This window comes from Microbacterium sp. NPDC089695, from assembly GCF_044749085.1.
Taxonomy (GTDB): Bacteria; Actinomycetota; Actinomycetes; order Actinomycetales; family Microbacteriaceae; genus Microbacterium.
Genome location: NZ_JBIVHG010000001.1, coordinates 2,295,647 through 2,319,054, shown reverse-complemented (window position 1 = coordinate 2,319,054; position 23,408 = coordinate 2,295,647). Strand labels below are relative to the sequence as shown.

At 68.8% G+C, this 23,408-nt stretch carries 23 protein-coding genes; 2 read left to right on the top strand and 21 right to left on the bottom strand.

Annotated features, from left to right (window positions below; translation table 11 throughout):
- Positions 1-5: 5 nt before the first annotated feature.
- The 16 genes from ACIPYT_RS11120 to prmC form a co-directional block, all read right to left on the bottom strand.
- Positions 6-2,759, bottom strand: coding sequence for an FtsK/SpoIIIE domain-containing protein (locus ACIPYT_RS11120; RefSeq protein WP_401073732.1), 2,754 nt, complete (start codon positions 2,757-2,759; stop codon positions 6-8).
- A 57-nt stretch (positions 2,760-2,816) separates the two neighbouring features.
- On the bottom strand, positions 2,817-3,626 hold the full coding sequence (locus ACIPYT_RS11115; protein ID WP_401073729.1) for a PP2C family protein-serine/threonine phosphatase: 810 nt from the start codon (positions 3,624-3,626) through the stop codon (positions 2,817-2,819).
- Between the two features lie 230 nt (positions 3,627-3,856).
- On the bottom strand, positions 3,857-4,645 hold the full coding sequence (locus tag ACIPYT_RS11110) for a large exoprotein (protein ID WP_401073726.1): 789 nt from the start codon (positions 4,643-4,645) through the stop codon (positions 3,857-3,859).
- 118 nt (positions 4,646-4,763) lie between these two features.
- A complete protein-coding gene (locus tag ACIPYT_RS11105) occupies positions 4,764-5,510 on the bottom strand; it encodes a YaaA family protein (protein WP_401073724.1) in 747 nt (248 codons plus the stop codon).
- 76 nt (positions 5,511-5,586) lie between these two features.
- On the bottom strand, positions 5,587-5,847 hold the full coding sequence (locus ACIPYT_RS11100; protein WP_400816899.1) for a F0F1 ATP synthase subunit epsilon: 261 nt from the start codon (positions 5,845-5,847) through the stop codon (positions 5,587-5,589).
- Positions 5,848-5,849: 2 nt separating this feature from the next.
- Positions 5,850-7,304 (bottom strand): F0F1 ATP synthase subunit beta, encoded by a 1,455-nt coding sequence (gene atpD, locus ACIPYT_RS11095; RefSeq protein WP_401073721.1) that lies wholly within the window; start codon positions 7,302-7,304, stop codon positions 5,850-5,852.
- A gap of 21 nt (positions 7,305-7,325) precedes the next feature.
- Positions 7,326-8,225 carry a F0F1 ATP synthase subunit gamma gene (locus ACIPYT_RS11090; protein ID WP_341934818.1) on the bottom strand — a complete coding sequence of 300 codons (900 nt, stop codon included), beginning with the start codon at positions 8,223-8,225 and terminating at the stop codon, positions 7,326-7,328.
- Positions 8,226-8,244: 19 nt separating this feature from the next.
- A complete protein-coding gene (atpA, locus tag ACIPYT_RS11085) occupies positions 8,245-9,885 on the bottom strand; it encodes a F0F1 ATP synthase subunit alpha (RefSeq protein ID WP_401073718.1) in 1,641 nt (546 codons plus the stop codon).
- 47 nt (positions 9,886-9,932) lie between these two features.
- Positions 9,933-10,724 (bottom strand): F0F1 ATP synthase subunit delta, encoded by a 792-nt coding sequence (locus ACIPYT_RS11080; RefSeq protein ID WP_401073715.1) that lies wholly within the window; start codon positions 10,722-10,724, stop codon positions 9,933-9,935.
- Entirely contained in the window at positions 10,724-11,278 is a 555-nt protein-coding gene (locus tag ACIPYT_RS11075) for a F0F1 ATP synthase subunit B (RefSeq protein ID WP_401073713.1), read from the bottom strand. Before ACIPYT_RS11075 ends, ACIPYT_RS11080 begins: the two co-directional genes overlap by 1 nt.
- A 26-nt stretch (positions 11,279-11,304) precedes the next feature.
- Positions 11,305-11,538 (bottom strand): ATP synthase F0 subunit C, encoded by a 234-nt coding sequence (atpE, locus tag ACIPYT_RS11070; RefSeq protein WP_401073710.1) that lies wholly within the window; start codon positions 11,536-11,538, stop codon positions 11,305-11,307.
- A gap of 44 nt (positions 11,539-11,582) precedes the next feature.
- Entirely contained in the window at positions 11,583-12,365 is a 783-nt protein-coding gene (gene atpB, locus ACIPYT_RS11065) for a F0F1 ATP synthase subunit A (protein WP_401073708.1), read from the bottom strand.
- 146 nt (positions 12,366-12,511) lie between these two features.
- Entirely contained in the window at positions 12,512-13,015 is a 504-nt protein-coding gene (locus ACIPYT_RS11060) for a hypothetical protein (protein WP_401073705.1), read from the bottom strand.
- Positions 13,012-14,184, bottom strand: a complete 1,173-nt coding sequence (locus ACIPYT_RS11055) for a glycosyltransferase family 4 protein (RefSeq protein ID WP_401073702.1) — start codon at positions 14,182-14,184, stop codon at positions 13,012-13,014. Before ACIPYT_RS11055 ends, ACIPYT_RS11060 begins: the two co-directional genes overlap by 4 nt.
- A complete protein-coding gene (locus tag ACIPYT_RS11050) occupies positions 14,181-14,885 on the bottom strand; it encodes an L-threonylcarbamoyladenylate synthase (RefSeq protein ID WP_401073699.1) in 705 nt (234 codons plus the stop codon). The genes ACIPYT_RS11055 and ACIPYT_RS11050 overlap by 4 nt, the downstream gene beginning before the upstream one ends.
- Before the next feature lie 53 nt (positions 14,886-14,938).
- Positions 14,939-15,799 (bottom strand): peptide chain release factor N(5)-glutamine methyltransferase, encoded by an 861-nt coding sequence (prmC, locus tag ACIPYT_RS11045; protein ID WP_401073697.1) that lies wholly within the window; start codon positions 15,797-15,799, stop codon positions 14,939-14,941.
- A 97-nt stretch (positions 15,800-15,896) separates the two neighbouring features.
- On the opposite strand from prmC, the gene cysK reads away from it, so the two are divergent.
- Positions 15,897-16,835, top strand: a complete 939-nt coding sequence (gene cysK, locus ACIPYT_RS11040; protein ID WP_401073694.1) for a cysteine synthase A — start codon at positions 15,897-15,899, stop codon at positions 16,833-16,835.
- Positions 16,836-16,843: 8 nt separating this feature from the next.
- Positions 16,844-17,413, top strand: a complete 570-nt coding sequence (epsC, locus tag ACIPYT_RS11035) for a serine O-acetyltransferase EpsC (protein ID WP_401073690.1) — start codon at positions 16,844-16,846, stop codon at positions 17,411-17,413.
- Positions 17,414-17,422: 9 nt separating this feature from the next.
- On the opposite strand, the gene ACIPYT_RS11030 is transcribed toward epsC, so the two are convergent.
- The 5 genes from ACIPYT_RS11030 to ACIPYT_RS11010 all read right to left on the bottom strand — a co-directional run bounded on the left by ACIPYT_RS11030 (position 17,423) and on the right by ACIPYT_RS11010 (position 23,380).
- On the bottom strand, positions 17,423-17,836 hold the full coding sequence (locus ACIPYT_RS11030) for a hypothetical protein (RefSeq protein ID WP_401073687.1): 414 nt from the start codon (positions 17,834-17,836) through the stop codon (positions 17,423-17,425).
- 53 nt (positions 17,837-17,889) lie between these two features.
- The gene (gene prfA, locus ACIPYT_RS11025; RefSeq protein ID WP_401073685.1) at positions 17,890-18,969 is read right to left on the bottom strand and encodes a peptide chain release factor 1; all 1,080 of its coding nucleotides are present in this window, start codon (positions 18,967-18,969) and stop codon (positions 17,890-17,892) included.
- Positions 18,970-18,980: 11 nt separating this feature from the next.
- The gene (gene rho, locus ACIPYT_RS11020) at positions 18,981-20,924 is read right to left on the bottom strand and encodes a transcription termination factor Rho (protein WP_401073682.1); all 1,944 of its coding nucleotides are present in this window, start codon (positions 20,922-20,924) and stop codon (positions 18,981-18,983) included.
- 216 nt (positions 20,925-21,140) lie between these two features.
- A complete protein-coding gene (thrB, locus tag ACIPYT_RS11015) occupies positions 21,141-22,076 on the bottom strand; it encodes a homoserine kinase (protein ID WP_401073679.1) in 936 nt (311 codons plus the stop codon).
- Positions 22,073-23,380: a homoserine dehydrogenase gene (locus ACIPYT_RS11010; protein ID WP_401073677.1), complete on the bottom strand. Its 1,308-nt coding sequence runs from the start codon at positions 23,378-23,380 to the stop codon at positions 22,073-22,075. The genes thrB and ACIPYT_RS11010 overlap by 4 nt, the downstream gene beginning before the upstream one ends.
- Between the last annotated feature and the right edge of the window lie 28 nt (positions 23,381-23,408).

Genomic DNA, 23,408 nt, shown 5'->3' with positions numbered 1-23,408 from the left:
AGGACTCACGCCGATGGGCGCAGCGCATCGATCACCACCCTGCGCACTGACGCCGAGCCCTCGACCGCCCACGCACGTCCGTCTCGGAGAACCGCGTAGGGCGGGAGCTCTCGGACACCGCCGAGCTGACGGAGATCCGCCGGGCTCTCGACGCGTATGAGGATCTCTCCCTCTGCGCGGATGCGCTGCCACGTCGCCCACTCGCGCTGCCAGGTGTCGGCGTCCGCGACGACGATACGACATTCATCGGGAGACGAGGTCGCGAGGTCTGAGGGACGAAGGATCGCGCACTCGGGAAAGTCACGCTGCAGCGCCTCGATCGCCTGCGCAGCGCCTGTGGTGACGAGCGCGGTGACGGAGGCGTGCGGTCGCCACGACGGCGTCGATCTGCGCGTGTGACGCGAACGTGCTGTCGGGCGCGCTTCCTGCGCCACCTGGACGAGCTGCACCTCGCGCCCGTCGATCCGCGCACGCCCGATCGGGCGATCGCGCTGCCACCCCTCGGCGTCGCCGCCGACCGCGAGATGCTCTGCCCTGCCCGTCGTCCTCAACAGGGCCCGTCGCGGAAGGAGATCGATGATCCTGCCGATCGCTCCGTGCGCGCGGCTCGCCGTGACCACGATCGTGGTGCGGGTCCCGGTGCGCAGCAGCCGTTCCCAGAGCTGGGCGAACTCGGCGGCGTGCTCCGGCGGCAAAGCGTCGATCCTCGCGTCGAGGTCGTCGCACAGGATCAGCTGCGGCAACGCCCCTTCGTCTCGCTCCCCCGCGAACGCCGACACGACGTCCCACGCCGCCTCGGGGTCTGTCGGGACCAGAACGGCGTCGGGCCGTTGAGCCGCTATAGCGCGTACCACGGAGGTTCGACCGGAGCCGATCTGACCGATGATCGCGAGTCCTCGGTCGTGACCGACGCGCACGACTTCGAGCGGCTGCTCCTGACGTTCCGGGTCATCGGCGCGCCCGAGGACGATCACCCCCGGCGGGGCGTCGGCGCTCACGTCATCGAGTGTCAGCGACGTCGGGAGCGGTGGCAGCCACGGACTCGGCGACGGGGTCGCGGACGCCCATCTCTCGGCGATGCGGATCACGTGCTCCGGGCGGGTGAGTGCGACCCGCATGATCCGTGCATCCGCGTCCTGCGGACGCCGGGCGAGCGCGATGCCGCGCGAACTCGTCCCGCCCGCGATCTCAGCGGCCGCGTCGCTGCCGATCACGGCCCTGCTGTCGGCCGCATCGGTGACCCGGAGGCTCACACGGAGCGGACAGTTCGCGGCGAGAGCATCCCGCACGACGCCCGCCGCCCGCTGCGTGCCCAGGATGAGATGCATGCCGAGCGCGCGACCGCGGGCCGCGATGTCCGTGAACACGGCGGCGAGATCGGGGTGGTCGTGCAGCAGAGCGGCGAACTCGTCTATCACGATCACGAGCCGCGGCATGGCGATCTCGGTGATGTCACGCGCGCCCGCTGCGGCCAGCACCGATTCGCGTCGCCGCAGTTCGGCGGAGAGGCTCGAGACTCCGCGCCGCGAACTCGCCTGATCGAGATCGGTCACGACCGCGACGACCTGAGGCAACCTGCGCAGATGGTCGAAGGCCGTGCCGCCCTTGAAGTCGGCGAGCACGAACGCGACGCGATCGGGGCCGTTCGCGGTCGCGAGCGCTGTCACCCATGAGACGAGCAGCTCGCTCTTGCCCGACCCCGTCGTGCCGGTCACGATCGCATGCGGCCCGTCCTCGACGATGTCGAGCACCACGTCGCCGCCCTCGCCACGGCCGACGGAAGCGGGAAGCCCCCGGGAGGACACGTTCTGCACCAGCTCGCCCAGTTCAAGCCCATCGGGGAGCACGGCCACCTCATCGCCGACCGGTATGAGGGCGACGGCCGCAGCGGCTTGGCGACGCGAGAAGAATTCCGGCCTCACTTCGAGCACGCCTTCGGGTGTGCGTAACGACGCACTCTGCGGACTCTCGATGTCGAGGACGCAGACGATGCCATCCGGAACCGCGTCCCCGGGCTCCAGCATCCAGAGCACCGCATCGGCATCAGGGGACGGCGCGCCGCCCGATGCGAGTCCGAGTCGGAACGCTCGACGACCGGGCGGATTCGAGATCGCGCTCTCCTCGAACCCGATATCGCCGAGCCCCTCCCCGACGAGCATGAGCTGCGCCGCGGCGAAGCGCAGACGCAGCTGCACGGCCAGGGCTCGCGCGGCGGCCGCCGTGAGCACCGAGGTGCCCCGCAGGGCGATGCCCCTCCCGAGAACCGTCGTGATCGGCACGTCCTCGATCCGGCCGCACCTCACCTGGAACGCCTGTGCTCTCTCTCCGTCGCCTCCGGCGGCGCGCACCGCGCTCGGGCGCGCTCCGATGCCGATCACGACGGAGGTCTCGGCATCAGCGCGATGTCCGTCTCTGAAGGGCGGCTCGAGGACCGCTGTAGCCGCATCCGGATCGCGATGTCGGCGAAGGAGACGCTCCTCCTCGTGTCGCTCGCGGAGCTCCGCCTCCGCGCGCGCCCACGCGAGCTCGTCCTCGACGGCGGCTCGGCGTCGCGCCCTCCGCCGCGCCCGCACTCCGTCGAGAAGCGAAGCCGCGATCATCAGCGGCCCGAGCGCCGCGAAGCACAAGGAGAAGATCGACCCGGTGACGAGCCACATGACGAAACCTGCCGCGACGGGCACGAGGGCCGCCAGGATGGGCGGTGAGGTGCGCCCCGGAGGTACGGGCGAGGCGGGAATCGCTATGGGAGGGAGAGCCATGCCCCCAGTCGACACCATGCAGACGGCCCCGAAGGCCCATCCACAGGCGCGACGCCGCTATTCTCCGAGCGGCTCGGATGTGGAGGACGGGTCGGGCGCGGACTCGTCGGCGACCTGCACGATCACGAGTGTGACGTTGTCGCGACCGCCGTTCTCGAGCGCAGCCGCGAGCATCGCATCGACGGCCGCAGCCGGGTCAGCGTGCTCCCGGAGAAAATGCTGGATGCCGTAATCGGTCAGCTCCTTGGTGAGACCGTCCGAGCAGATCACGAAGCGGTCGCCGGCGCGCACTTCGAGTGCGACGTAATCGGGTGGCGTCAGCTCGCTCGCCCCGACCGCGCGGGTGATCACGTTGCTGTACGGGTGTCCTTCCGCCTCTTCTGGGCTGATCTTGCCGGCGGCGATCAGCTCCTGAACCACGGAGTGGTCCGTGGTGACCTGGATCAGCCGGTCATCCCGCAGCAGATAGACGCGCGAATCTCCGATGTTCAGCGACACCCAGTGGGGCACACCCTCGTCGTACTCGAGGAACACACCGGTGAGCGTGGTTCCCGTGCCTTCATCGGTCGTCTCGGGATGGTCGGCGATGTCCCCGACTGCGAGTTCGAGAGCGCGCTCGATGGCGTCCCGCCCGACATCGTCCGAGGAGACGAGGGACTCGAGTCTGCGGATCGTGCTCTGGCTGGCGATCTCGCCTCCGGCGTGACCACCCATGCCGTCGGCCACGATGAACAGCGGGTATTCCGCGAAGAACGCGTCCTGGTTGGTCTCCCGGCGCCGACCGACGTCCGTTGCACCGGCCCAGGACAGCATCAGCGGATGCTGCGTGCCGGGGACGTCGTGCGTCCTCGTCGTCGTCTCAGCCACTCGTCGCCTCCGCATTGCCCCTGGATCGGGTGGCCCCAGGATACCCACACATCGTAATGGACTCCGCGGAGCCCGTGCCCGCGCTCGGCGATCGTCGCATGACTCCACGTTATCGTCTTGCGGTGCCCACCTCGTGCGATCGGTGGCGCGGCGCGCGGCTGTCGACACAGCACAGAGCCCCCGACCTGAGTCGAGGGCTCTGTGTCTACGGCCGTCAGGGTCTACGGCCGTCAGGCCGGAGGCTGGTTGGGGTCCGACGGCGCCGCGGGCGGAGCGGGCGGAGCTGCCGGCGGTGCGGCAGGCGGAGCCGGAGGAGTCTGCGGAGCGGCCGGCGGGGTCTGCGGCGCAGCGGGCGGCACCTGGGGCGCTGCCGGAGGAACGCCAGGAGCCTGCTGCGGAGCTGCAGGCGGAGCGTAACCGGGCTGCGCAGGCGGTGCGTATCCGGGCTGAGCGGGCGGCGCATATCCCTGCTGCGGGGCGCCGTAGCCCTGCTGGGGAGCACCGTAGCCGGGAGCGGCCGCGGGGCGCGGCTGGACCGGGATGCCCTGCCACACCGTCGAATCCGCGAAGAAACCGTTGCCTGCCCAGGGAGCGGGCGTGACGTTCGGGTTCCAGCGCGACTTGTCGAAGGCGTTGATGCCGAGCCATACGATGCCGAGCAGCACCCACAGGATCAGCCAGACGGCGTCCTTCTGCAGCTTGAGACCCACTCGCCAGGCGGCGAGGGCGAGGACCACCGCGAGAGCGATGCCCGTCAGGAAGTTCAGATACGGGATGAACGAGAGGCCGATGGCGATCAGCACCACCCACGGCGACACGTCACCCAGCTTCGCGAAGACCATCCAACTGTACACGGGCACCCAGGCGCGCCACTTGCCCTGGACGCCGGCCTTCTCGAAGATCTTCATCAGGAACAGCGCGGTGAGCACGTAGGCCGCGATCGCGAACAGGAAACCTACGAGCGCGATGACGCCGAAGACGGCAGCAGCACCCGGCCCGTAGTAGTAGTCGTCGTACATGATCCCCTCCGGATCCGATGGAGCAGACGCCGTGCGCGCTGCGACACCCACCATATCGGTGTGCCGAGATCCTGGGCAATGACACGCGCGGGGAGAAATCCCCACGTGCCACCGTGCGTCATTCCGCGACGACGAGCTCCTGGACGCCGTCTTCGGCCGCCTCGCGCAGCACGATGCCGCGGGCTTGCGCCCAGGTCTTCAGCGTGCGCAGAGAGCGGATGCGCGGACGCTCCTCCGCGAGTGTGCGCACCAGCAGCCCCTTGGACTTCTTGTTGAAGTGGTTGAGCGCACGGCCGTGCTCGGTCACCACACGCACGTAGGCCGAGGGAACGGATGCCGGGACGGGCCCGAGAGCGACATAGGCCTCGCTGCGCAGGTCGAGCACGAACGGAGGCTCCTCCCCCGCGATCGCCGCGGTGGTCGAGGCCGCCCAATGGCGACGCAGCGGCGCCATCCCGGGAAGGGACGTCCCCGCGGCGAGGCGGTAGGTCGGGATCTCGTCGAGCGCGCCCACGGGTCCGAACGGCGCGGAGTGGATCCAGACGTGGGAACCGAGCCACCGCCGGGATGCCGGAGACAGAGTGGCCGCGTCCAGAGCGTCGTAGAGCACACCGGTGTAGCGATCCACGGCCGGCATCGTGGCCGCAGTGCGGAGAGTGCGATTGTGCGCCACCTCGTGCGCCTGCTTCGCGCTGAGCTTGAGCGCGGAGCGCGCGGCATCCTCATCCCTCGACAACGACACCAGAGCATCGATCACCGCGTCGCGCGAGCCGGCCAATCCGGGCAGTGCGAGGGACGAGACGTCGAGCGGAGCACCGTCGCCGCCGGGGCGCTTCGTCTCGGACGGCGGAAGCAGGATCTTCATAGAACCTCGTGACGCAGAGACGCGTCCGCCTCGACACCCGTGCGGGTGCCGAGGCGGACGCGATGAGTGGAACTGATCAGGCGATGAGCGCCGCGTTGCCGGCCACGATCGTCAGGTCGTTGCCCTCCATCGAGAGGAATCCGTCCTGCGCGTTCGCCAGCACCTTGGTGCCATCCGTCTGGGTGATGCGGACCTGGCCCTCAGCGAGGATCGCCAGAACCGGCTCGTGCCCGGTCATGAAGCCGATCTCGCCCTCGACGGTCTTGGCGACCACGAGGCTCGCCTCTCCCGTCCAGACCTCCGCGTCCGCGGAGACGAGGCTGACATGCAGAGCCATGGTCAGCCGTTCTCCTTCTGGATCTTCGCCCACTGCTCTTCGACGTCGGAGATGCCACCGACGTTGAAGAAGGCCTGCTCGGCCACGTGGTCGAAGTCACCGCGGGTGATCGCGTCGAACGACTCGATGGTGTCCTTCAGCGGGACGGTCGAACCCTCGACGCCCGTGAACTTCTTGGCCATGTAGGTGTTCTGCGAGAGGAACTGCTGGATGCGACGTGCACGCGACACGACGATCTTGTCTTCCTCGGAGAGCTCGTCGACACCGAGGATGGCGATGATCTCCTGCAGCTCCTTGTTCTTCTGGAGGATCTGCTTGACCGTGGTGGCCACGCGGTAGTGGTCCTCGCCGAGGTAGCGGGGGTCCATGATGCGCGACGTGGAGGTCAGCGGGTCGATGGCCGGGTAGAGACCCTTCGACGCGATCTCACGCGAGAGCTCGGTCGTCGCGTCGAGGTGCGCGAAGGTCGTGGCCGGGGCCGGGTCGGTGTAGTCGTCGGCCGGCACGTAGATCGCCTGCAGCGAGGTGATCGAGTGACCGCGCGTCGAGGTGATGCGCTCCTGGAGGAGGCCCATCTCGTCGGCGAGGTTCGGCTGGTAACCCACGGCCGAGGGCATGCGGCCCAGAAGGGTCGACACCTCGGAACCGGCCTGCGTGAAGCGGAAGATGTTGTCGATGAAGAGCAGCACGTCCTGCTTCTGCACGTCACGGAAGTACTCCGCCATCGTCAGAGCCGAGAGGGCGACGCGCAGACGCGTCCCCGGCGGCTCGTCCATCTGGCCGAAGACGAGGGCGGTCTTGTCGAAGACGCCCGCCTCCTCCATCTCGTGGATGAGGTCGTTGCCCTCACGGGTGCGCTCGCCGACACCGGCGAACACCGACACACCACCGTGGTCTTGCGCGACGCGCTGGATCATCTCCTGGATGAGGACGGTCTTGCCGACACCCGCACCACCGAACAGACCGATCTTTCCACCCTGCACGTAGGGCGTCAGGAGGTCGATCGACTTGATGCCGGTCTCGAACATGGTGGTCTTCGACTCGAGCTGGTCGAAGTTCGGGGCCTTGCGGTGGATCGGCCAGCGCTCGGTCACCTCGATGGTCTCACCGGGCTCGGCGTTGAGGACCTCGCCGATCACGTTGAAGACCTTGCCCTTGGTGATGTCACCGACGGGAACCGAGATGGCCTCGCCCGTGTCACGCACCTCCTGCCCGCGGACGATGCCGTCCGTGGGCTTCAGGGCGATGGCGCGAACCAGGTCGTCGCCGAGGTGCTGAGCGACCTCGAGCGTGATCTCGGTCGACTCCTCGCCGATCGCGATCGTGGTCTTCAGCGCGTTGTAGATGTCGGGGATCGAGTCGTGCGGGAACTCGATGTCGACAACCGGACCGTTGACGCGTGCGACGCGCCCGACGACCGCGGTCGCCGGCTGGTCAGCCGTGGCGGTGGTGGTCATTTTCGTCTCTTTCCTGAGGGTCTATTTGCTCGACGAGAGGGCGTCGGCGCCGCCGACGATCTCTGCGATCTGCTGCGTGATCTCCGCCTGACGCGCGTTGTTGCGCAGACGGGTGTAGTCGGTGATGAGCTTGTCGGCGTTGTCGCTGGCGGACTTCATCGCCTTCTGCGTCGCGGCCTGCTTGGCGGCCGACGACTGCAGGAGAGCGTTGAAGACGCGGCTCTGGATGTACACCGGCAGGATCGCGTCGAGCACGGTCTCGGCGTCCGGCTCGAACTCGTACAGCGGGTAGACCGTGCTGCCCGCCTCCGAGTCGTCGGCCTCCGTGATCTCCAGCGGAAGCAGGCGCACGGACTCCGGCGACTGCGTCATCATGCTGACGAAACGGTTGTACACGAGGTGGATCTCGTCGACTCCGCCCTCGTCCGCGCCGCGGGAGAACGCCTCGAGCAGCGTGGCCGAGATCTCCTCCGCGGTGTGGAACGACGGGGTGTCGGTGTCGCCGGTCCACTCGGCGGCCGACTCGATGCGACGGAACTGGAAGTACCCGACGGCCTTGCGACCGATGAGGTAGAACACCGGCTCCTTGCCCTGCTCTCGCAGGAGCGAGGCCACCTCGAGACCCTCACGGAGGATCTGCGAGTTGAACGCTCCGGCGAGCCCGCGGTCCGACGAGAAGATCACGACCGCGGAGCGGCGGATGTTCTCGGGCTCGCGAGTGAGCGGGTGGTCGACGTTCGAGTGCGTCGCGACGGCCGACACGGCCCTCGTCACGGCTCGCGCGAAGGGGCTGGACGCCTTGACGCGTGCCATCGCCTTCTGGATGCGCGAAGCCGCGATGAGTTCCATCGCCTTCGTGATCTTCTTGGTCGTCTGAGCAGAAGAGATCTTCTGCTTGTAGACCCTGAGTTGTGCGCCCATGAATCAGTTCCTCACGCGATTACGCGCGACGACCCTTGACGATCTTCTCCTGGTTGACGTCCTCGGCCTCGGCCGCAGCGTGCTCTTCGTGACCAGGGGCGCCGATGGCGTGACCCTTGCCGCCCTGGAACTCCAGGATGAAGGCATCCGTCTGCTTCGCCAGCTCGGCGACCGTGTCGTCGTCGAGGACGTTGGTCTCGCGCAGGGTGTCGAGCACCGAGGTGTTGCGACGCAGGTAGTCGAGCAGCTCGCGCTCGAAACGCAGCACGTCCTCGACCTCGATCGTGTCGAGCTTGCCGTTCGTACCGGCCCAGATCGAGACGACCTGCTCCTCGACGGGGTACGGCGAGTACTGCGGCTGCTTGAGCAGCTCGGTCAGGCGCGCACCCCGCGACAGCTGACGACGCGAGGCGGCGTCGAGGTCGGACGCGAACATCGCGAACGCCTCGAGCGAACGGTACTGCGCGAGCTCGAGCTTGAGCGTTCCGGAGACCTTCTTGATCGACTTGACCTGTGCGTCACCGCCGACTCGCGAGACCGAGATACCCACGTCGACCGCCGGACGCTGGTTGGCGTTGAAGAGGTCGGACTGGAGGAAGATCTGGCCGTCGGTGATCGAGATCACGTTGGTCGGGATGTAGGCCGAGACGTCGTTGGCCTTGGTCTCGATGATCGGGAGACCCGTCATCGAGCCGGCGCCGAGCTCGTCGGACAGCTTCGCGCACCGCTCGAGCAGACGCGAGTGCAGGTAGAAGACGTCGCCGGGGTAGGCCTCACGGCCCGGCGGGCGACGCAGGAGGAGCGACACGGCGCGGTAGGCCTCGGCCTGCTTCGACAGGTCGTCGAAGATGATCAGGACGTGCTTGCCGCCGTACATCCAGTGCTGGCCGATGGCCGAACCGGTGTACGGAGCCAGGTACTTGAAGCCGGCGGGGTCGGATGCCGGAGCGGCCACGATGGTGGTGTACTCCAGAGCGCCGGCCTCTTCGAGCGCGCCCTTCACCGAAGCGATGGTCGAGCCCTTCTGACCGATCGCGACGTAGATGCAGCGGACCTGCTTGTTGACGTCGCCCGACTCCCAGTTGGCCTTCTGGTTGATGATCGTGTCGATCGCGATGGCCGTCTTGCCGGTCTGGCGGTCGCCGATGATCAGCTGACGCTGACCGCGGCCGACGGGGATCATCGCGTCGATGGCCTTGATGCCGGTCTGCATCGGCTCGTGCACCGACTTGCGCTGCATGACGCCGGGGGCCTGGAGCTCGAGCTCGCGGACGCCCTCGGTCGCGATCTGGCCGAGGCCGTCGATCGGGTTGCCGAGCGGGTCGACCACGCGGCCGAGGTAGCCGTCGCCGACGGGGACCGAGAGGACCTCGCCCGTGCGGGTGACTTCCTGCCCCGCCTCGATGCCGGTGAAGTCGCCGAGCACGACGACACCGATCTCCTGCTCGTCGAGGTTGAGAGCGAGACCCTTGGTGCCGTCGGCGAAGGTCACCAGCTCGTTCGCCATGACGCCGGGCAGTCCCTCGACGTGGGCGATGCCGTCGGCGGCGTCGATGACGGTGCCGACCTCGGTCGCCGCAGCCCCGGTGGGCTCGTATGCCGCGGCGAAGTCCTTCAGCGCGTCACGGATGACGTCGGGGCTGATCGATAGTTCTGCCATTGTCTTCCCTTTGTATCTGGGTGCGCGGTTCCCCGCGCGAAGTCGTGTTAGCCGGCGAGCTTCTGGCGAAGATCGGCGAGACGGGCGGAGATGCTGCCGTCGATGACGTCATCCGCGATCTGCACGCGCAGACCCCCGACGACGGCGGGGTCGATGACCTCGTTGAGCGAGACCGTGCCCTCGTAACGGCTCGAGAGCGCGTCGCTCAGGCGCGTGCGCTGAGCATCGGTGAGCGGCTTCGCGGTGTGCACGGTGGCGACGACGCGGTCGCCCTGGCTCGCGACGATGCGCATCGCCCGGCTGAGCATCTGACGCACCCGACGGTCGCGCGGCTGGCGGACCAGCGACGAGACGATCAACGCGGTCGACGCGCTCGTCGCTCCTCCCGCGAGCAGACGCTCGATGAGAGAGCCCTTGGCGGCCTCTCCCCCGAGGCGGCTGCCGAGCGCGAGCTCGAGCTCCGGATTCGCGGCGACGATGCGGGAGAAGCCGAACAGCTCGCCCTCGATGTCCGCCGCGGGTTCGGCGATGGCCGCAGCCCGGATGGCCAGCTCCTCGATGCCGTCGGTCAGCTCGGCCGCGGACGACCAGCGCTCCGCGACGGCCGCCTTCAGCACGTCCTGCGCACCCGCGGAGAACGCACCGAAGACTGCGGCGACGACATTCTGTCGAGCCACGGTCGCCGCAGCGGGATCGGCCAGCGCGCCGCTCAGCTGGGACGACTCCGCCACGGCGCGGGCGGCTGCGAACAGCTCCTGCGCCGTGTCGAGAGTGACGCCCTTCGCTGCGGCAAGCGCCTGAGTGGATGCCGCGAGTGCCTGAGTGGTCGCGCTGCCCATTACTGAGCCGCCTTCTCGGATGCTTCGAGGTCGGCGAGGAAGCGGTCGACGACAGCCGTCGCACGCGCATCGTCGGAGAGGGTCTCTCCGACCACGCCGCCGGCGAGGTCGATCGCGAGCGTGCCGACCTCGCTGCGGAGCGAGACGAGCGCCGTCTGACGCTCGGCCTCGATCTGCGAGTGGGCGGCGGCGGTCACGCGGGCAGCCTCGCTGGTCGCGGCGTCCTTGGCCTCGGCGACGATCTTCTTGCCGTCCTCACGGGCGGCCTCGCGGATCTCACCGGCCTCGGTGCGTGCCTCGGCCAGCTGACGCGTGTACTCCTCGAGCGCGGCCTCGGCCTGCTTCTGAGCCTCGTCGGCCTTGGCGATGTTGCCCTCGATGGCGGCGGAGCGCTTGTCGAGCAGCTCGTAGAGCTTCGGAAGGGCGACCTTCCACACCACGATCAGGATGACGATGAAGCACACCGCCGACCAGATGATGTCGTACCACGCGGGGATGAGCGGGTTCTGCGGCTCACCCTCTGCTGCGAGGTTCGTGACAAGAGCGTTCAGCATCCTGTCTCCTTATCGAAGAGGTCGGATTACTGGAAGATGAAGTAGGTCGCGATGCCGATGAAGGCGAGCGCCTCGGTGAAGGCGATACCGATCCACATGAGGACCTGCAGGCGACCGGCCAGCTCGGGCTGACGGGCGACGCCCTCGATCGTCTTGCCGACGACGATACCCACACCGATGGCGGGGCCGATGGCAGCGAGACCGTATCCGACGGTGCCGATGTTGCCGGAGATTTCAGCGAGAACCGTAGTGGTGTCCACGGGTTTTTCCTTTCAGTTGGGTGGACAGGCAGATGCCTGCCCGCTCAGTGCTCTTCTGCGACCGCGAGCTGGATGTAGACCGCGGTGAGGATGGTGAAGACGTAGGCCTGCAGGAAGGCCACCAGGACCTCGAACAGGGTGAAGGCGAAGCCGAAGGCGAGCGTTCCGGCGCCGAGGGCGATCCAGCCGCCGCCGAGCGTGATCACGAAGAACTGCGTCGCGGAGAAGAACAGGACGAGCATGAGGTGCCCGACGACCATGTTCATGAGGAGTCGCAGCGTGAGCGTGACCGGACGGATGATGAACGTCGAGAGGAACTCGAGCGGCGTCACGATGATGTAGAGGAACGGCGGGACGCCGGACGGGAACAGCGAGTTCTTGAAGAAGCCCTTGGGGCTCTTCTTGATTCCCGCGTAGATGAAGGTGACGTAGCTGACCACGGCGAGCAGCAGGGGCACCGCGATGATGCTCGTGCCCGCGATGTTCATGAACGGGATTACACCCGTGATGTTCATGAACAGGACCATGAAGAAGATCGTGGCGAGGATCGGCAGGAAGCGACGGCCGTCCTTGCGGCCGAGCAGGTCTTCCGCGACGTTGACCCGCACGAAGTCGAGCCCCATCTCGACGACGCTCTGGAAGCGCCCGGGCACGACGCGCATGCGGCGCGTGCCCAGCCAGAGGAACAGCACCACGGCGATCGTGGCGATGAACTGGACCAGGTGGATCCGGTGGATGACCAGATCACCGATCTGGAAGACCGCGTCAGGGAAGAACTCGGCGATCGACGGAGCGTGGAACTCGTCGTCGGTGGCGAGTCGGGGCATCAGGGTCGCAGCAAGATTGAACAGCGCGGGCTCCAGCTTCGGGGCACCGGTCAGAACCGGGGCGACGATGGTCGGTGTGCTTCAAGCGCAAGCGCTCGCGGGCGAGCGGCGGGCACGACTCAACCCTATCAGAATCTGAGGGTGGCCTAAGACCTCGACGGGCCGTCCTCCGTGGGAGCCGCGCCCGGCGCGACGTCCTCGGGGACTTCCGTCGGCAGCGACGAATCGCTCACGTTCGGCAGGCGCATGGTGCTGACCACCAGCGCGTCCACGACGAGGGACATCAGGACGCCCGCGACGATCGAGATGAAGAAGATGACCGGCTCGATCCAGGGCTGATCTTTGAGCACCACGATCACGAGGAAGAACACGATCAGCTTGAGCAGCCAGCCGCCCAGCACGATCGCGAAGAAGAACTGCACGTAGAGGGGCTCGCCGTACCACCTGTTGGCGATCAGGATGCTGGCGCCGGTGATCCCGAGGAAGACCGCCGCGATCAGAACGCCGAGCAGTCCGCTGACCAGCCCCTCCCCCTGAGCCACGATGAACCCGATGACGCCGGCGGCGACGGCGAGCACGGCGGTCGCCACCGCCGACCAGATGAGGGTCGTGCGGAGGATCGGGGTGCTGGAGACGGGATTCGGGCTCATGGGGACTCCACGGGTGTCGGGTCGGACTCGGCACCCGTCGCGGATCTCGTGCGACGGGAAGGCATCAGTGTGATGACGAGGCAGGCGGCGATGCCCAGCACGCCGAAGCCGACGCCGGGCAGGTACTGCCCGGGCCAGTCCTCGCGGGCGCCCACGTACATCAGCAGGACGGCGAACGAGATGATCGCGGTCCAGGCGTAGAAGATCAGCACGGCGTCGCGGTCGCGGTGGCCGAGATCCAGCATCCGATGGTGCAGGTGCTTGCGGTCGGGCGAGAATGGCGACTTGCCGGCGTTCATGCGGCGGAGGACGGCGAGCCCGAAGTCGAGCAGCGGCAGCAGCACCACGAGCAGCGGCAGCAGGATCGGGATGAACGCACCGAGCAGCTGCGAGCGTCCGAGGCGCTCGAGGTCGAGGGCGGACGGCTCGAGCTGGCCGGTGACCGCGATCGCCGAGGTCGCCATGAGCAGGCCGAGCACGAGCGCGCCGGAATCGCCCATGAACAGCTTGGCCGGGCTCCAGTTGAACGGCAGGAATCCGATGCACGCGCCGATCAGCACCGCGGCGAGGAAGGAGGCGAGGTTGAAGTAGCTCGAGGCCCCCGTGTCGCGCGTGAGGATGTACGAGTACGCGAAGAACACCCCGTTCGCGATCAGGCACACACCCGCCACGAGGCCGTCGAGACCGTCGATGAAGTTCACGGCGTTCATGACGATCACGATCGCGAACATCGTGATCGTGATGCTCAGCCAGCTCGAGAAGACGATGAGGTCGCCGAAGGGCAGCGACAGGATCTGCAGCCCGCCCCCGATCGTGATGATCGCCGCGGCGAGGAACTGCGCTCCCAGCTTGATCATCCAGTCCAGGTCCCACAGGTCGTCGACCACGCCGATGATCGCGATGAGCAACGCCGCGGCCAGGATGGACCACATCGTCTGCGGCGGCATCCAGATGGTCGCGAAGAACGGGTTCGCGGCGGACACCCCCATCGCAGCGGCGATGCCGAGGAAGATCGCGACGCCGCCCAGACGAGGCGTCGGCGTCTTGTGCACGTCGCGCTCGCGGATCTCGGGGTACAGCTTGAACCGCAGGCTCAGCTTCCACACCGCCCAGGTCAGCGCGAACGTGATCGCGGCGGTGATGAGGACCGTGAGGAGGTACTGCTTCACAGATCCTCGTCCTGCTGCAGCGGCGGCCCCGGCTCGAGCAGGTCGCCGAGAACCTCCTCGAGGCGCTCACGGCTGACGGCGCCCTGGCGGAGGACGCGCACGGTACCGGTCGTCGGCTCGGCGCCACGGGGCACGAGCGAGGTCGCGTCGACGATCGTGGACGCCACGCCGTCGCGGCTGATGCCGTCGGCGAGATAGACCGCGACGCTGTCGCCCAGCATCCGCTCGGCGTCGTAGGCGGAGATCGCGGCGTCACGGCCCGTGAGATTGGCGCTCGACACCGCGAGGGGTCCTGTCTCGGCGAGGAGCTCGAGGGCCACACGACCCTCGGGCATGCGGACCGCGACGGTCCCCTGCGTCTCCCCCAGATCCCACATGAGCGAGGGCTGCGCAGGGAGCACGATCGTCAGACCGCCCGGCCAGAACGCGTCGACCAGTCGCTGCACGGGCTCCGGGACCGACTCCGCGAGCGCCTGCAGCGTCTCCTTCGATCCGATCAGCACGGGAGGCGGCTGGTCGCGTCCGCGACCCTTCGCATCGAGCAGCCGCTGCACGGCGGCAGGCGAGAAGGCATCGGCGGCGACGCCGTAGACGGTGTCGGTGGGCATCACGATGAGCTCACCGCGGGCGATGGCCTGGCGCGCGTGGCGCATGCCGGCGAGGAGCTCGGACTCGTCGCCGCAGTCGAAGATGGAGGACATGACCTTCCGATTCTAGTCCGGGGTCGCCTGAACACCCGGTGACGAGACGGTCGTCATGCCCGCAGCGCGGTGGTCGACCTGTCGCGCAGCGTGAGGTCGCGGTGAGTGGCGGCGGCACGCCAGCCGTCGCGGGTGAGGATGCCGCGGATGTCCTCGCCCTGCAGCTCGCCGTGCTCGATCACGAGAAGTCCGCCCGGACGGAGCAGCTCCGCGGCCCTGATGCTCAGGACGCGGACGATGTCGAGTCCGTCCTCTCCGCCGTACAGCGCCATGCGCGGATCGAACAGCCGCACCTCGGGGTCACGGGGCACCGCGGCGTCGGGTACGTAGGGCGGATTGGAGATCACCACGGATGCCGTGCCGTCGAGCTCGCGGAACGCCTCGCCGAGATCCTCGTTCACGAGGGTCAGGTTGGCGACCCCGGCGGTGTTGCGCTGCGCCCAGGGAAAGGCCTCTGGCGACAGCTCCGCAGCGAAGACGACGGCATGGGGCACCTCAGTGGCCATCGCGAGCGCGATCGCCCCTGAACCCGTGCCGAGATCGACGGCGACCGGCGCGGCCTCGGGCGCGGCGAGCAGCGCATCGATCGCGAACTGCACGACCGTCTCGGTCTCGGGCCGCGGCACGAACACACCGGGACCGACCGCGAGCTCGAGGTGCCGGAACGGCGCGACCCCGGTGATGTGCTGGAGCGGCTCACGTGCGGCGCGACGCGCGACCGTCTCCTCGAGCGCTGCCGCGTCGCCCTCGGAGATCGCGTCACCGCGCACCAGGGTGGCCTGCACCTCGCCGCGGCGGAGTCCCAGGACGTGACCGGCGAGCAGTTCGGCGTCGACCAGCGGATCCGTGACCCCGGCGTCCGCGAGACGCTGCGCGGCGGCGCGCACGACAATGGCGAGAGAGGCGTCGGGCATGAGTCCAGCGTACGGGGCGCCGCCGTCACATTGACGCCCTGTCACCGCCGCTCGCCTAGGCTGGGTCGCAGTCACCCCGCATCCAGGAAGGCTCCTCATGCCCGGCATCCACTCCGACATCACCACGGCGTTCGGAAACACTCCGCTGGTCCGCCTCAACCGAGTGGCCGAGGGCGTCGACGCGACGATTCTCGCGAAGCTCGAGTTCTACAACCCCGCATCCAGCGTCAAGGATCGCCTCGGCATTGCGATCGTCGACGCAGCGGAGGAGTCGGGACAGCTGAAGCCCGGCGGCACGATCGTCGAGGCCACGAGCGGCAACACAGGCATCGCCCTCGCGATGGTCGGCGCCGCACGCGGCTACAAGGTGATCCTCACCATGCCGGCCTCGATGTCGAAGGAGCGTCGGATGCTCCTGAAGGCGTTCGGCGCGGAGCTCGTGCTCACCGATCCCACGAAGGGCATGACCCATGCGGTCGCGGAGGCCGAGGCCATCGCCGCCAAGACCCCCGGCGCGGTTCTCGCCAAGCAGTTCGCGAACGAGGCGAACCCGGCCATCCACCGCAAGACCACCGCTGAGGAGATCCTGCGCGACACCGACGGCCACGTCGACTACTTCGTGGCGGGCATCGGCACGGGCGGCACCATCACCGGCGTCGGCCAGGTCCTGAAGGAGCGCGTCCCCGGCGTCAAGGTCATCGCCGTCGAGCCCAAGGACTCCCCCATCCTCACCGAGGGCCACCCCGGACCGCACAAGATCCAGGGCATCGGACCGAACTTCGTGCCGCCCATCCTCGACCGCGACGTGATCGACGAGGTCGTCGACGTCGAGTTCGACGACGCGATCCGCCTCGCCCGCGACACCGCGGCGAAGGACGGCATCCTGGTCGGCATGTCGAGCGGCGCCGCCATCTGGGCCGCTCTCGAGATCGCGAAGCGGCCGGAGGCCGCGGGCAAGACCATCGTCGTGGTCATCCCGTCGTTCGGCGAGCGCTACCTGTCGACCGCCCTCTACGAGCACCTGCGCGAGGACTGATCCGCCCGATGGACATGATCGGTCGAATGCGCGAGGACATCGCGGCGGCACGGCTGCGCGACCCCGCCGCACGCAGCGCGATCGAGGTCGCACTGCTGTACCCAGGGCTCCACGCCATCTGGGCGCACCGTGTCTCGCACGCGCTGTGGCACCGCCGGCTGCGGCTCCTCGCGCGCGCGGGGTCGCAGATCTCGCGCTGGCTCACCGGCATCGAGATCCACCCCGGGGCGCACATCGGCCGTCGGTTCTTCATCGACCACGGGATGGGCGTGGTGATCGGCGAGACCGCCGAGATCGGCGACGACGTGATGCTGTACCACGGCGTGACCCTCGGCGGACGGACCAGGGACGCCGGCAAACGGCATCCGACCCTCGGCGACGGCGTCGCGGTGGGCGCCGGCGCGAAGATCCTCGGACCCGTCACGGTGGGGGCGCACTCGGTCGTCGGCGCGAACGCCGTCGTCACGCGAGACGCCCCGGCCGACAGCGTGCTCGTCGGCGTGCCAGCGAAGCCGCGCCCGCGCACCTCGCACGACGATTCGAGGGCGCTGCTCACGGCGCCCGAGTATTCGATCTGATCGACCTGCTCAGCGCTTGCGGGGTGTTCCGCGCTTCGCGTCGACCTCACGGCGCAGGAAGATCAGAGGCAGCAGGACGCTGCCCAGAGCCGTGACGAGCCAGACGATCACCGCACCCAGCAGCCACCCGGTCGCGTCGACGATGCGCAGACCGCCGATCGGCAGCAGCACGACGATCACCAGCGCGATGAGCGTCGAGAAGATGCCGATCCCGCCCATCAGCACCGGCGCGTAGCGATCGGCGAGCTTTCCCACCCACGGCGCGAGCACGCTCTGCAGGATCGCGAAGATGAGGATGCAGATGACGAAGCCCCACCATCTGCTCCATTGGATCTGGAAGCCGTCGAGCAGCAGATCCGCCACGATGAGGCCGAGGCCGGCGGAGACGACGTACATCAGCGAGCGGAACAGGAACGTGATCACGGCCCGAGCCTAGCGCTCAGCGGGGCCTGGGTGTGGGAGCGCTCCGAACAGCGTCAGGAGTCGGATCCCACGGCAGCGAGGCGGGCCTCTTCATCGGCCTGGATCGCGCTCTCGATGATCGGTTCGAGCGCACCGTCCATGACCTGGTCGAGGTTGTACGCCTTGAAGCCGGTGCGATGGTCGGCGATCCGGTTCTCCGGGAAGTTGTACGTGCGGATGCGCTCCGAACGATCCATGCCGCGGATCTGCGACTTGCGCGCGTCCGACGCCGCGGCGTCGAGCTCCTCCTGCTGCTTCGCGAGCAGACGTGCACGGAGCACGCGCATCGCGGCCTCTCGGTTCTGCAGCTGCGACTTCTCGTTCTGCATAGACACCACGATGCCGGTCGGCACGTGCGTGATGCGCACGGCCGAATCCGTCGTGTTGACCGACTGGCCGCCGGGGCCGGACGAGCGGAACACGTCGATCTTCAGATCGTTCTGGTCGATCTGGATCTCCTCGGGCTCGTCGACCTCGGGGAACACGAGCACGCCCGTCGTCGAGGTGTGGATGCGCCCCTGGGACTCGGTCGCCGGAACGCGCTGCACGCGATGCACGCCGCCCTCGTACTTGAGGTGGGCCCACACGCCCTGCGCCGGGTCGGACGACGATCCCTTGATCGCGACCTGGACGTCCTTGTAACCGCCGAGATCCGACTCGTTGCGCTCCAGGAGCTCGGTCTTCCAGCCCTTCGAGGCGGCGTACTGCACGTACATGCGGAGCAGGTCGGCGGCGAACAGCGCCGACTCGGCGCCGCCCTCCCCCGCCTTGATCTCCATGATCACGTCGCGGGCGTCGTCGGGGTCGCGCGGGATCAACAGCCGCCGCAGCTTCTCCTGCGCCGACTGCAGCCCCTGTTCGAGCACCGGCACCTCATCGGCGAACGCGTCGTCCTCCCGAGCGAGTTCGCGCGCGGCATCCAGATCATCGGATGCCGCGACCCACGCCTCGTGAGCCGCGACGATGCGCGACAGCTCGGCGTAGCGACGGTTCACGCGCTTGGCGCGCGCGGCATCGGCGTGCACCGCCGGGTCGGAGAGCTCCTCCTGAACCCGGCGATGCTCGTCGATCAGAGTCTGGACGGACTCGAACACCGTGGCGCCGCTCAGCGGATGTTGTTGTCGTGCCCGTGGCCGCCGGCCGGCAGCGTCGGGATCGACTTCTGCATCTGCACGAGGAACTCGACGTTGGAGTGGGTCTCCTTGAGCTTGCCCAGCACGACCTCGAGGGCCTGCTGCTGGTCGAGGCCCGCGAGGGCGCGACGCAGCTTCCACGTGATCTTGACCTCGTCGGCCGAGAGGAGCATCTCCTCACGACGCGTGCTCGAGGCGTTGACGTCGACGGCCGGGAAGATCCGCTTGTCGGCGAGAGCGCGCGACAGGCGCAGCTCGCTGTTGCCGGTGCCCTTGAACTCCTCGAAGATGACCTCGTCCATCTTGGATCCGGTCTCGACGAGCGCGGTCGCGAGGATCGTGAGCGATCCGCCGTTCTCGATGTTGCGCGCGGCGCCGAAGAAGCGCTTGGGCGGGTACAGCGCCGAAGCGTCGACGCCGCCGGTCAGCACGCGGCCGGAGGCCGGCGCCGCCAGGTTGTACGCACGGCCGAGACGCGTGATCGAGTCGAGCAGCACCACGACGTCGCGACCGAGCTCGACCAGACGCTTCGCGCGCTCGATCGCGAGCTCGGCGACCGTCGTGTGGTCTTCGGCGGGGCGGTCGAACGTCGAGGCGATGACCTCACCCTTGACCGAACGCTCCATGTCGGTGACCTCTTCGGGGCGCTCGTCGACGAGCACGACCATGAGGTGGACCTCGGGGTTGTTCTGCGCGATCGCGTTAGCGATCTGCTGCAGCACGATCGTCTTGCCGGCCTTGGGCGGCGCGACGATGAGGCCGCGCTGGCCCTTCCCGATCGGGGCGACGAGGTCGATGATGCGCTGCGTCAGCTTCTCGGGCGCGGTCTCAAGGCGCAGGCGCTCCTGCGGGTAGAGAGGCGTGAGCTTGCCGAACTCGACGCGGGTCGCGGCGTCGTCGACCGAGAGGCCGTTGATCGAGTCGACCTTCACCAGGGCGTTGTACTTCTGGCGGCCCTGCTGCTCGCCTTCGCGCGGCTGCTTGATCGAGCCGACGATCGCGTCGCCCTTGCGCAGGTTGTACTTCTTGACCTGGCCGAGCGACACGTAGACGTCGCTCGGGCCGGCGAGGTAGCCGGTCGTGCGCACGAAGGCGTAGTTGTCGAGCACGTCGAGGATGCCCGCGATCGGGATGAGGACGTCGTCCTCGCCGATCTCGGTCTCGAACTCGTCGGTCGGAGCGCCACCGCGGCGCTTGTTGCGCTGACGGCCTCGCCCGTTGCCCGACGCCTGGTCGTCGTCGGACTGCGCGTTCTGCTGCTGCTCGCCCTGTGCGTTGCCGCCCTGGCCGCGACCGCGGTTGCGGCTGCGGTTGCGGCTGCGGCCTCGACCGCCCTGCTCGTCGCCGCCCTCGGCGGACTCGGACGCGGAGTCGGCGGATGCCGGCGCCTCGGCCGGAGCGCTCTCGACCTGCTTCTCCTCGGCGGCGTTCGTCGCCGAAGCGTCGGCCTCTGCGGGCTTCTTCGCCGGACGGCGACCGCGGCCCTTCTTGGGCTCCTCGGCGGCGCCCGACGGCGTCTCGCTCGATGCGTCGGCGGCCTTCGTGTCGGTGGCCTTCGTGTCGGTGGCCTTCGCGCTGTCGGCGGACGAGGTGTCCGCGGCGGGCGCATCCGCTGCCGGAGCGGCGTCCGCCGCAGGCTCGGCGTCGGCCTTCTTCGCGCGGCTGCGGCGCGGGGCCTTGGCCTTGGGCGTCTCGGCGTCGGCGGCCGGGGCGTCGGCGACCGGTGCCGCCTCCGTGCTCTCCGCCGCCTTCTCGGCCTTGGCGGCCGCAGTGGCGGTGTTCGCCCGACGGGGCGCGCGCTTGCGAGCCGGGGCGGCCTCTGCCGGAGCGTCGGTCGTCGCGGGGGCTGCGGCGGATGCCGGAGCCTCGGCGGCCGGGGCCGCCTGGTCGTTCTGGGTCTCGGAGAAGTTCTCCACGAGTGCTCCCTCTTTGGTCTCGAAGACATGAGCGGTACGCGCGCAACGGGTGCTGCGCACGATCGCACGGGCTGACGCTCGGCGTCGGCCGGCCCCCGCGCTGCGCTCTCGGAGAGAACCGTGCTCTCGGGAGAAGACGGCGTTCTCGAAAGATCAGTGCTTCAGGGGTTTGGCGTGCGGATCTTGCAGAGTTGCAATGGGGCCAGATTCACGCAGTTACGTGGAGCCCTCCGCTCGATTCCCCACTGTACCACCCCGCACGTCGACGGCGAGCAGCAGCGCCTCCCACGGGGTGTCGGTGGTCGCGGCGGCCAGCTCGACGGCATCCTGACGGCTCCCCGGACCGTCGGCCAGCACGAGGACGCTGGGCCCTGCGCCCGACACCACGGCGGCGAATCCCGCAGCGCGGAGCGCCTGGACCAGGCGCTGGGTCTCGGGCATGGCTCCCGCACGGTAGTCCTGGTGCAGCCGGTCGGCCGTGGCGTCGAGCAGGAGCTCCGGGCTCTGCATGAGCGCCGCGATCAGCAGCGCCGAACGCGACAGGTTGAACACCGCGTCGGCCGTCGACACCTGGGGCGGTTGCAGCGAGCGCGCGGCCGAGGTCGACATCGTGTACGCGGGCACGAGCACCAGTGGCGACACGCCGCGATGCACGAGGAGCTTCTTGTGCTGAGGTCCGCGCTCCCCCATCCAGGCGATCGTGAGTCCGCCGAACAGAGCGGGGGCGACGTTGTCGGGGTGACCCTCGATCTCGGTCGCGAGGCGCAGCATCGCGACGTCGTCGATCTCGACCTCGCCGTCGAGCAGACCCTTCGCTGCGAGGATGCCGGCCGTCACGGCCGCCCCCGACGAGCCCAGCCCCCGCCCGTGGGGCACCCCGTTCTCGGCGACGATGCGCAGACCGGGCATCGGACGTTCGACGTCGGCGTACACATGCGCGATCGTGCGCACCACGAGGTTCGACGCGTCGCGCGGGATCTCGGCGGCGCCGGATCCCGACACCTCGATCTCGAGCTCCCCCGCGGGCAGCTCCGTGACGAGCAGGGTGTCGTACACGCTGAGCGCGAGCCCGAGCGTGTCGAAGCCGGGGCCCAGGTTGGCGCTGGTCGCCGGGACCGTGACCTCGACCGTGCGTCCGACGGCCACCGTCACTCGCCTTCGACGCGCAGCACGGAGACCACGCGCTCGACGACCGAGCTGTTCGCCAGCGTGTCGACCGTGGCGCTCAGCGCCTGGTCGGTGGCACGGTGGGTGCCGATCACCAGTCGCGCGGTGGGCTCGTCCTCGCCCTCGACCGTCTGCACGACCGTCGCGACCGAGACGCCGCCCTCGCTGAGGATGCCCGCGACCGTGGCGAGCACGCCGGGCGCGTCGGAGACCTCGAGGGTGATCTGGTAGCGCGTGGTGACGTGGCCGATCGGCACCACCGGCAGATTCGCCCTGGTCGATTCGCCCACTCCCACGCCGCCCGCGATGTGACGACGTGCCGCCGAGACGACGTCGCCGAGCACGGCGGATGCGGTCTGCACGCCGCCCGCGCCCGCACCGTAGAACATCAGCGAGCCCGCGGCCTCGGCCTCGACGAACACGGCGTTGTTCGCGCCGTGCACGGTGGCGAGGGGGTGCGACTGCGGCACGAGCGCGGGGTATACGCGCACGGAGATCGACTCCGCGCCGTCGACGTCGATGCGCTCGCACACCGCGAGGAGCTTGATCACGAAGCCGGCGGACCGTGCCTCCTCGATCATCGAGGCCGTGATCGTCGTGATGCCCTCGCAGTGCACGGCATCGAGCGGCACCGCGGTGTGGAAGGCGAGGCTCGCGAGGATCGCCGCCTTCTGCGCCGCGTCGTGTCCCTCGACGTCGGCGGTCGGGTCGGCCTCCGCATAGCCGAGACGCTGGGCGTCGGCGAGCACGTCGGCGAAGTCGGCGCCCTCGGTCTCCATGCGGTCGAGGATGTAGTTCGTGGTGCCGTTGACGATGCCCATGATCCGCACGACCCGGTCGCCGGCCAGCGAGTCGCGCAGTGGACGGATGATCGGGATCGCCCCCGCGGCCGCCGCCTCGTAGTAGACGGACGCGCCCACACGGTCGGCGGCCTCGAAGAGCTCCGGTCCATGAGTCGCGAGCAGTGCCTTGTTCGCCGTGACGACATCGGCTCCGGAACCGATCGCCTGCAGGATGTTCGCGCGGGCCGGCTCGATCCCGCCGATCAGCTCGATGACGATGTCGGATCCGAGGATCAGCGACTCGGCGTCGGTCGTGAACAGCTCCTTCGGCAGATCGACGTCGCGCGGCGCGTCGAGGTTGCGCACGGCGATGCCGGCGAGCTCGAGCGAGGCTCCCGCGCGGTCGGCGAGCTCGTCGCCGTGACGCAGCAGAAGGGCGGCGACCTGGGAGCCGACCGCACCGGCGCCCAGCAGCGCCACGCGAAGTCGTCGGTACTCAGTCGTCATTTCTTCTCCTTCGGAGGGTGGGACGGGG

Bases quoted from the DNA above. Each gene is read 5' to 3' on its own strand.
- ACIPYT_RS11090 (WP_341934818.1), bottom strand. From the start codon at position 8,225: ATGGGCGCACAACTCAGGGTCTACAAGCAGAAGATCTCTTCTGCTCAG.
- ACIPYT_RS11060 (WP_401073705.1), bottom strand. From the start codon at position 13,015: ATGAGCCCGAATCCCGTCTCCAGCACCCCGATCCTCCGCACGACCCTC.
- ACIPYT_RS11110 (WP_401073726.1), bottom strand. From the start codon at position 4,645: ATGTACGACGACTACTACTACGGGCCGGGTGCTGCTGCCGTCTTCGGC.
- ACIPYT_RS11010 (WP_401073677.1), bottom strand. From the start codon at position 23,380: ATGACGACTGAGTACCGACGACTTCGCGTGGCGCTGCTGGGCGCCGGT.
- atpA (WP_401073718.1), bottom strand. From the start codon at position 9,885: ATGGCAGAACTATCGATCAGCCCCGACGTCATCCGTGACGCGCTGAAG.
- ACIPYT_RS11120 (WP_401073732.1), bottom strand. From the start codon at position 2,759: ATGGCTCTCCCTCCCATAGCGATTCCCGCCTCGCCCGTACCTCCGGGG.
- ACIPYT_RS11105 (WP_401073724.1), bottom strand. From the start codon at position 5,510: ATGAAGATCCTGCTTCCGCCGTCCGAGACGAAGCGCCCCGGCGGCGAC.
- ACIPYT_RS11100 (WP_400816899.1), bottom strand. From the start codon at position 5,847: ATGGCTCTGCATGTCAGCCTCGTCTCCGCGGACGCGGAGGTCTGGACG.
- epsC (WP_401073690.1), top strand. From the start codon at position 16,844: ATGGACATGATCGGTCGAATGCGCGAGGACATCGCGGCGGCACGGCTG.
- ACIPYT_RS11050 (WP_401073699.1), bottom strand. From the start codon at position 14,885: ATGTCCTCCATCTTCGACTGCGGCGACGAGTCCGAGCTCCTCGCCGGC.
- ACIPYT_RS11080 (WP_401073715.1), bottom strand. From the start codon at position 10,724: ATGGGCAGCGCGACCACTCAGGCACTCGCGGCATCCACTCAGGCGCTT.
- ACIPYT_RS11075 (WP_401073713.1), bottom strand. From the start codon at position 11,278: ATGCTGAACGCTCTTGTCACGAACCTCGCAGCAGAGGGTGAGCCGCAG.
- prmC (WP_401073697.1), bottom strand. From the start codon at position 15,799: ATGCCCGACGCCTCTCTCGCCATTGTCGTGCGCGCCGCCGCGCAGCGT.
- atpB (WP_401073708.1), bottom strand. From the start codon at position 12,365: ATGCCCCGACTCGCCACCGACGACGAGTTCCACGCTCCGTCGATCGCC.
- atpD (WP_401073721.1), bottom strand. From the start codon at position 7,304: ATGACCACCACCGCCACGGCTGACCAGCCGGCGACCGCGGTCGTCGGG.
- cysK (WP_401073694.1), top strand. From the start codon at position 15,897: ATGCCCGGCATCCACTCCGACATCACCACGGCGTTCGGAAACACTCCG.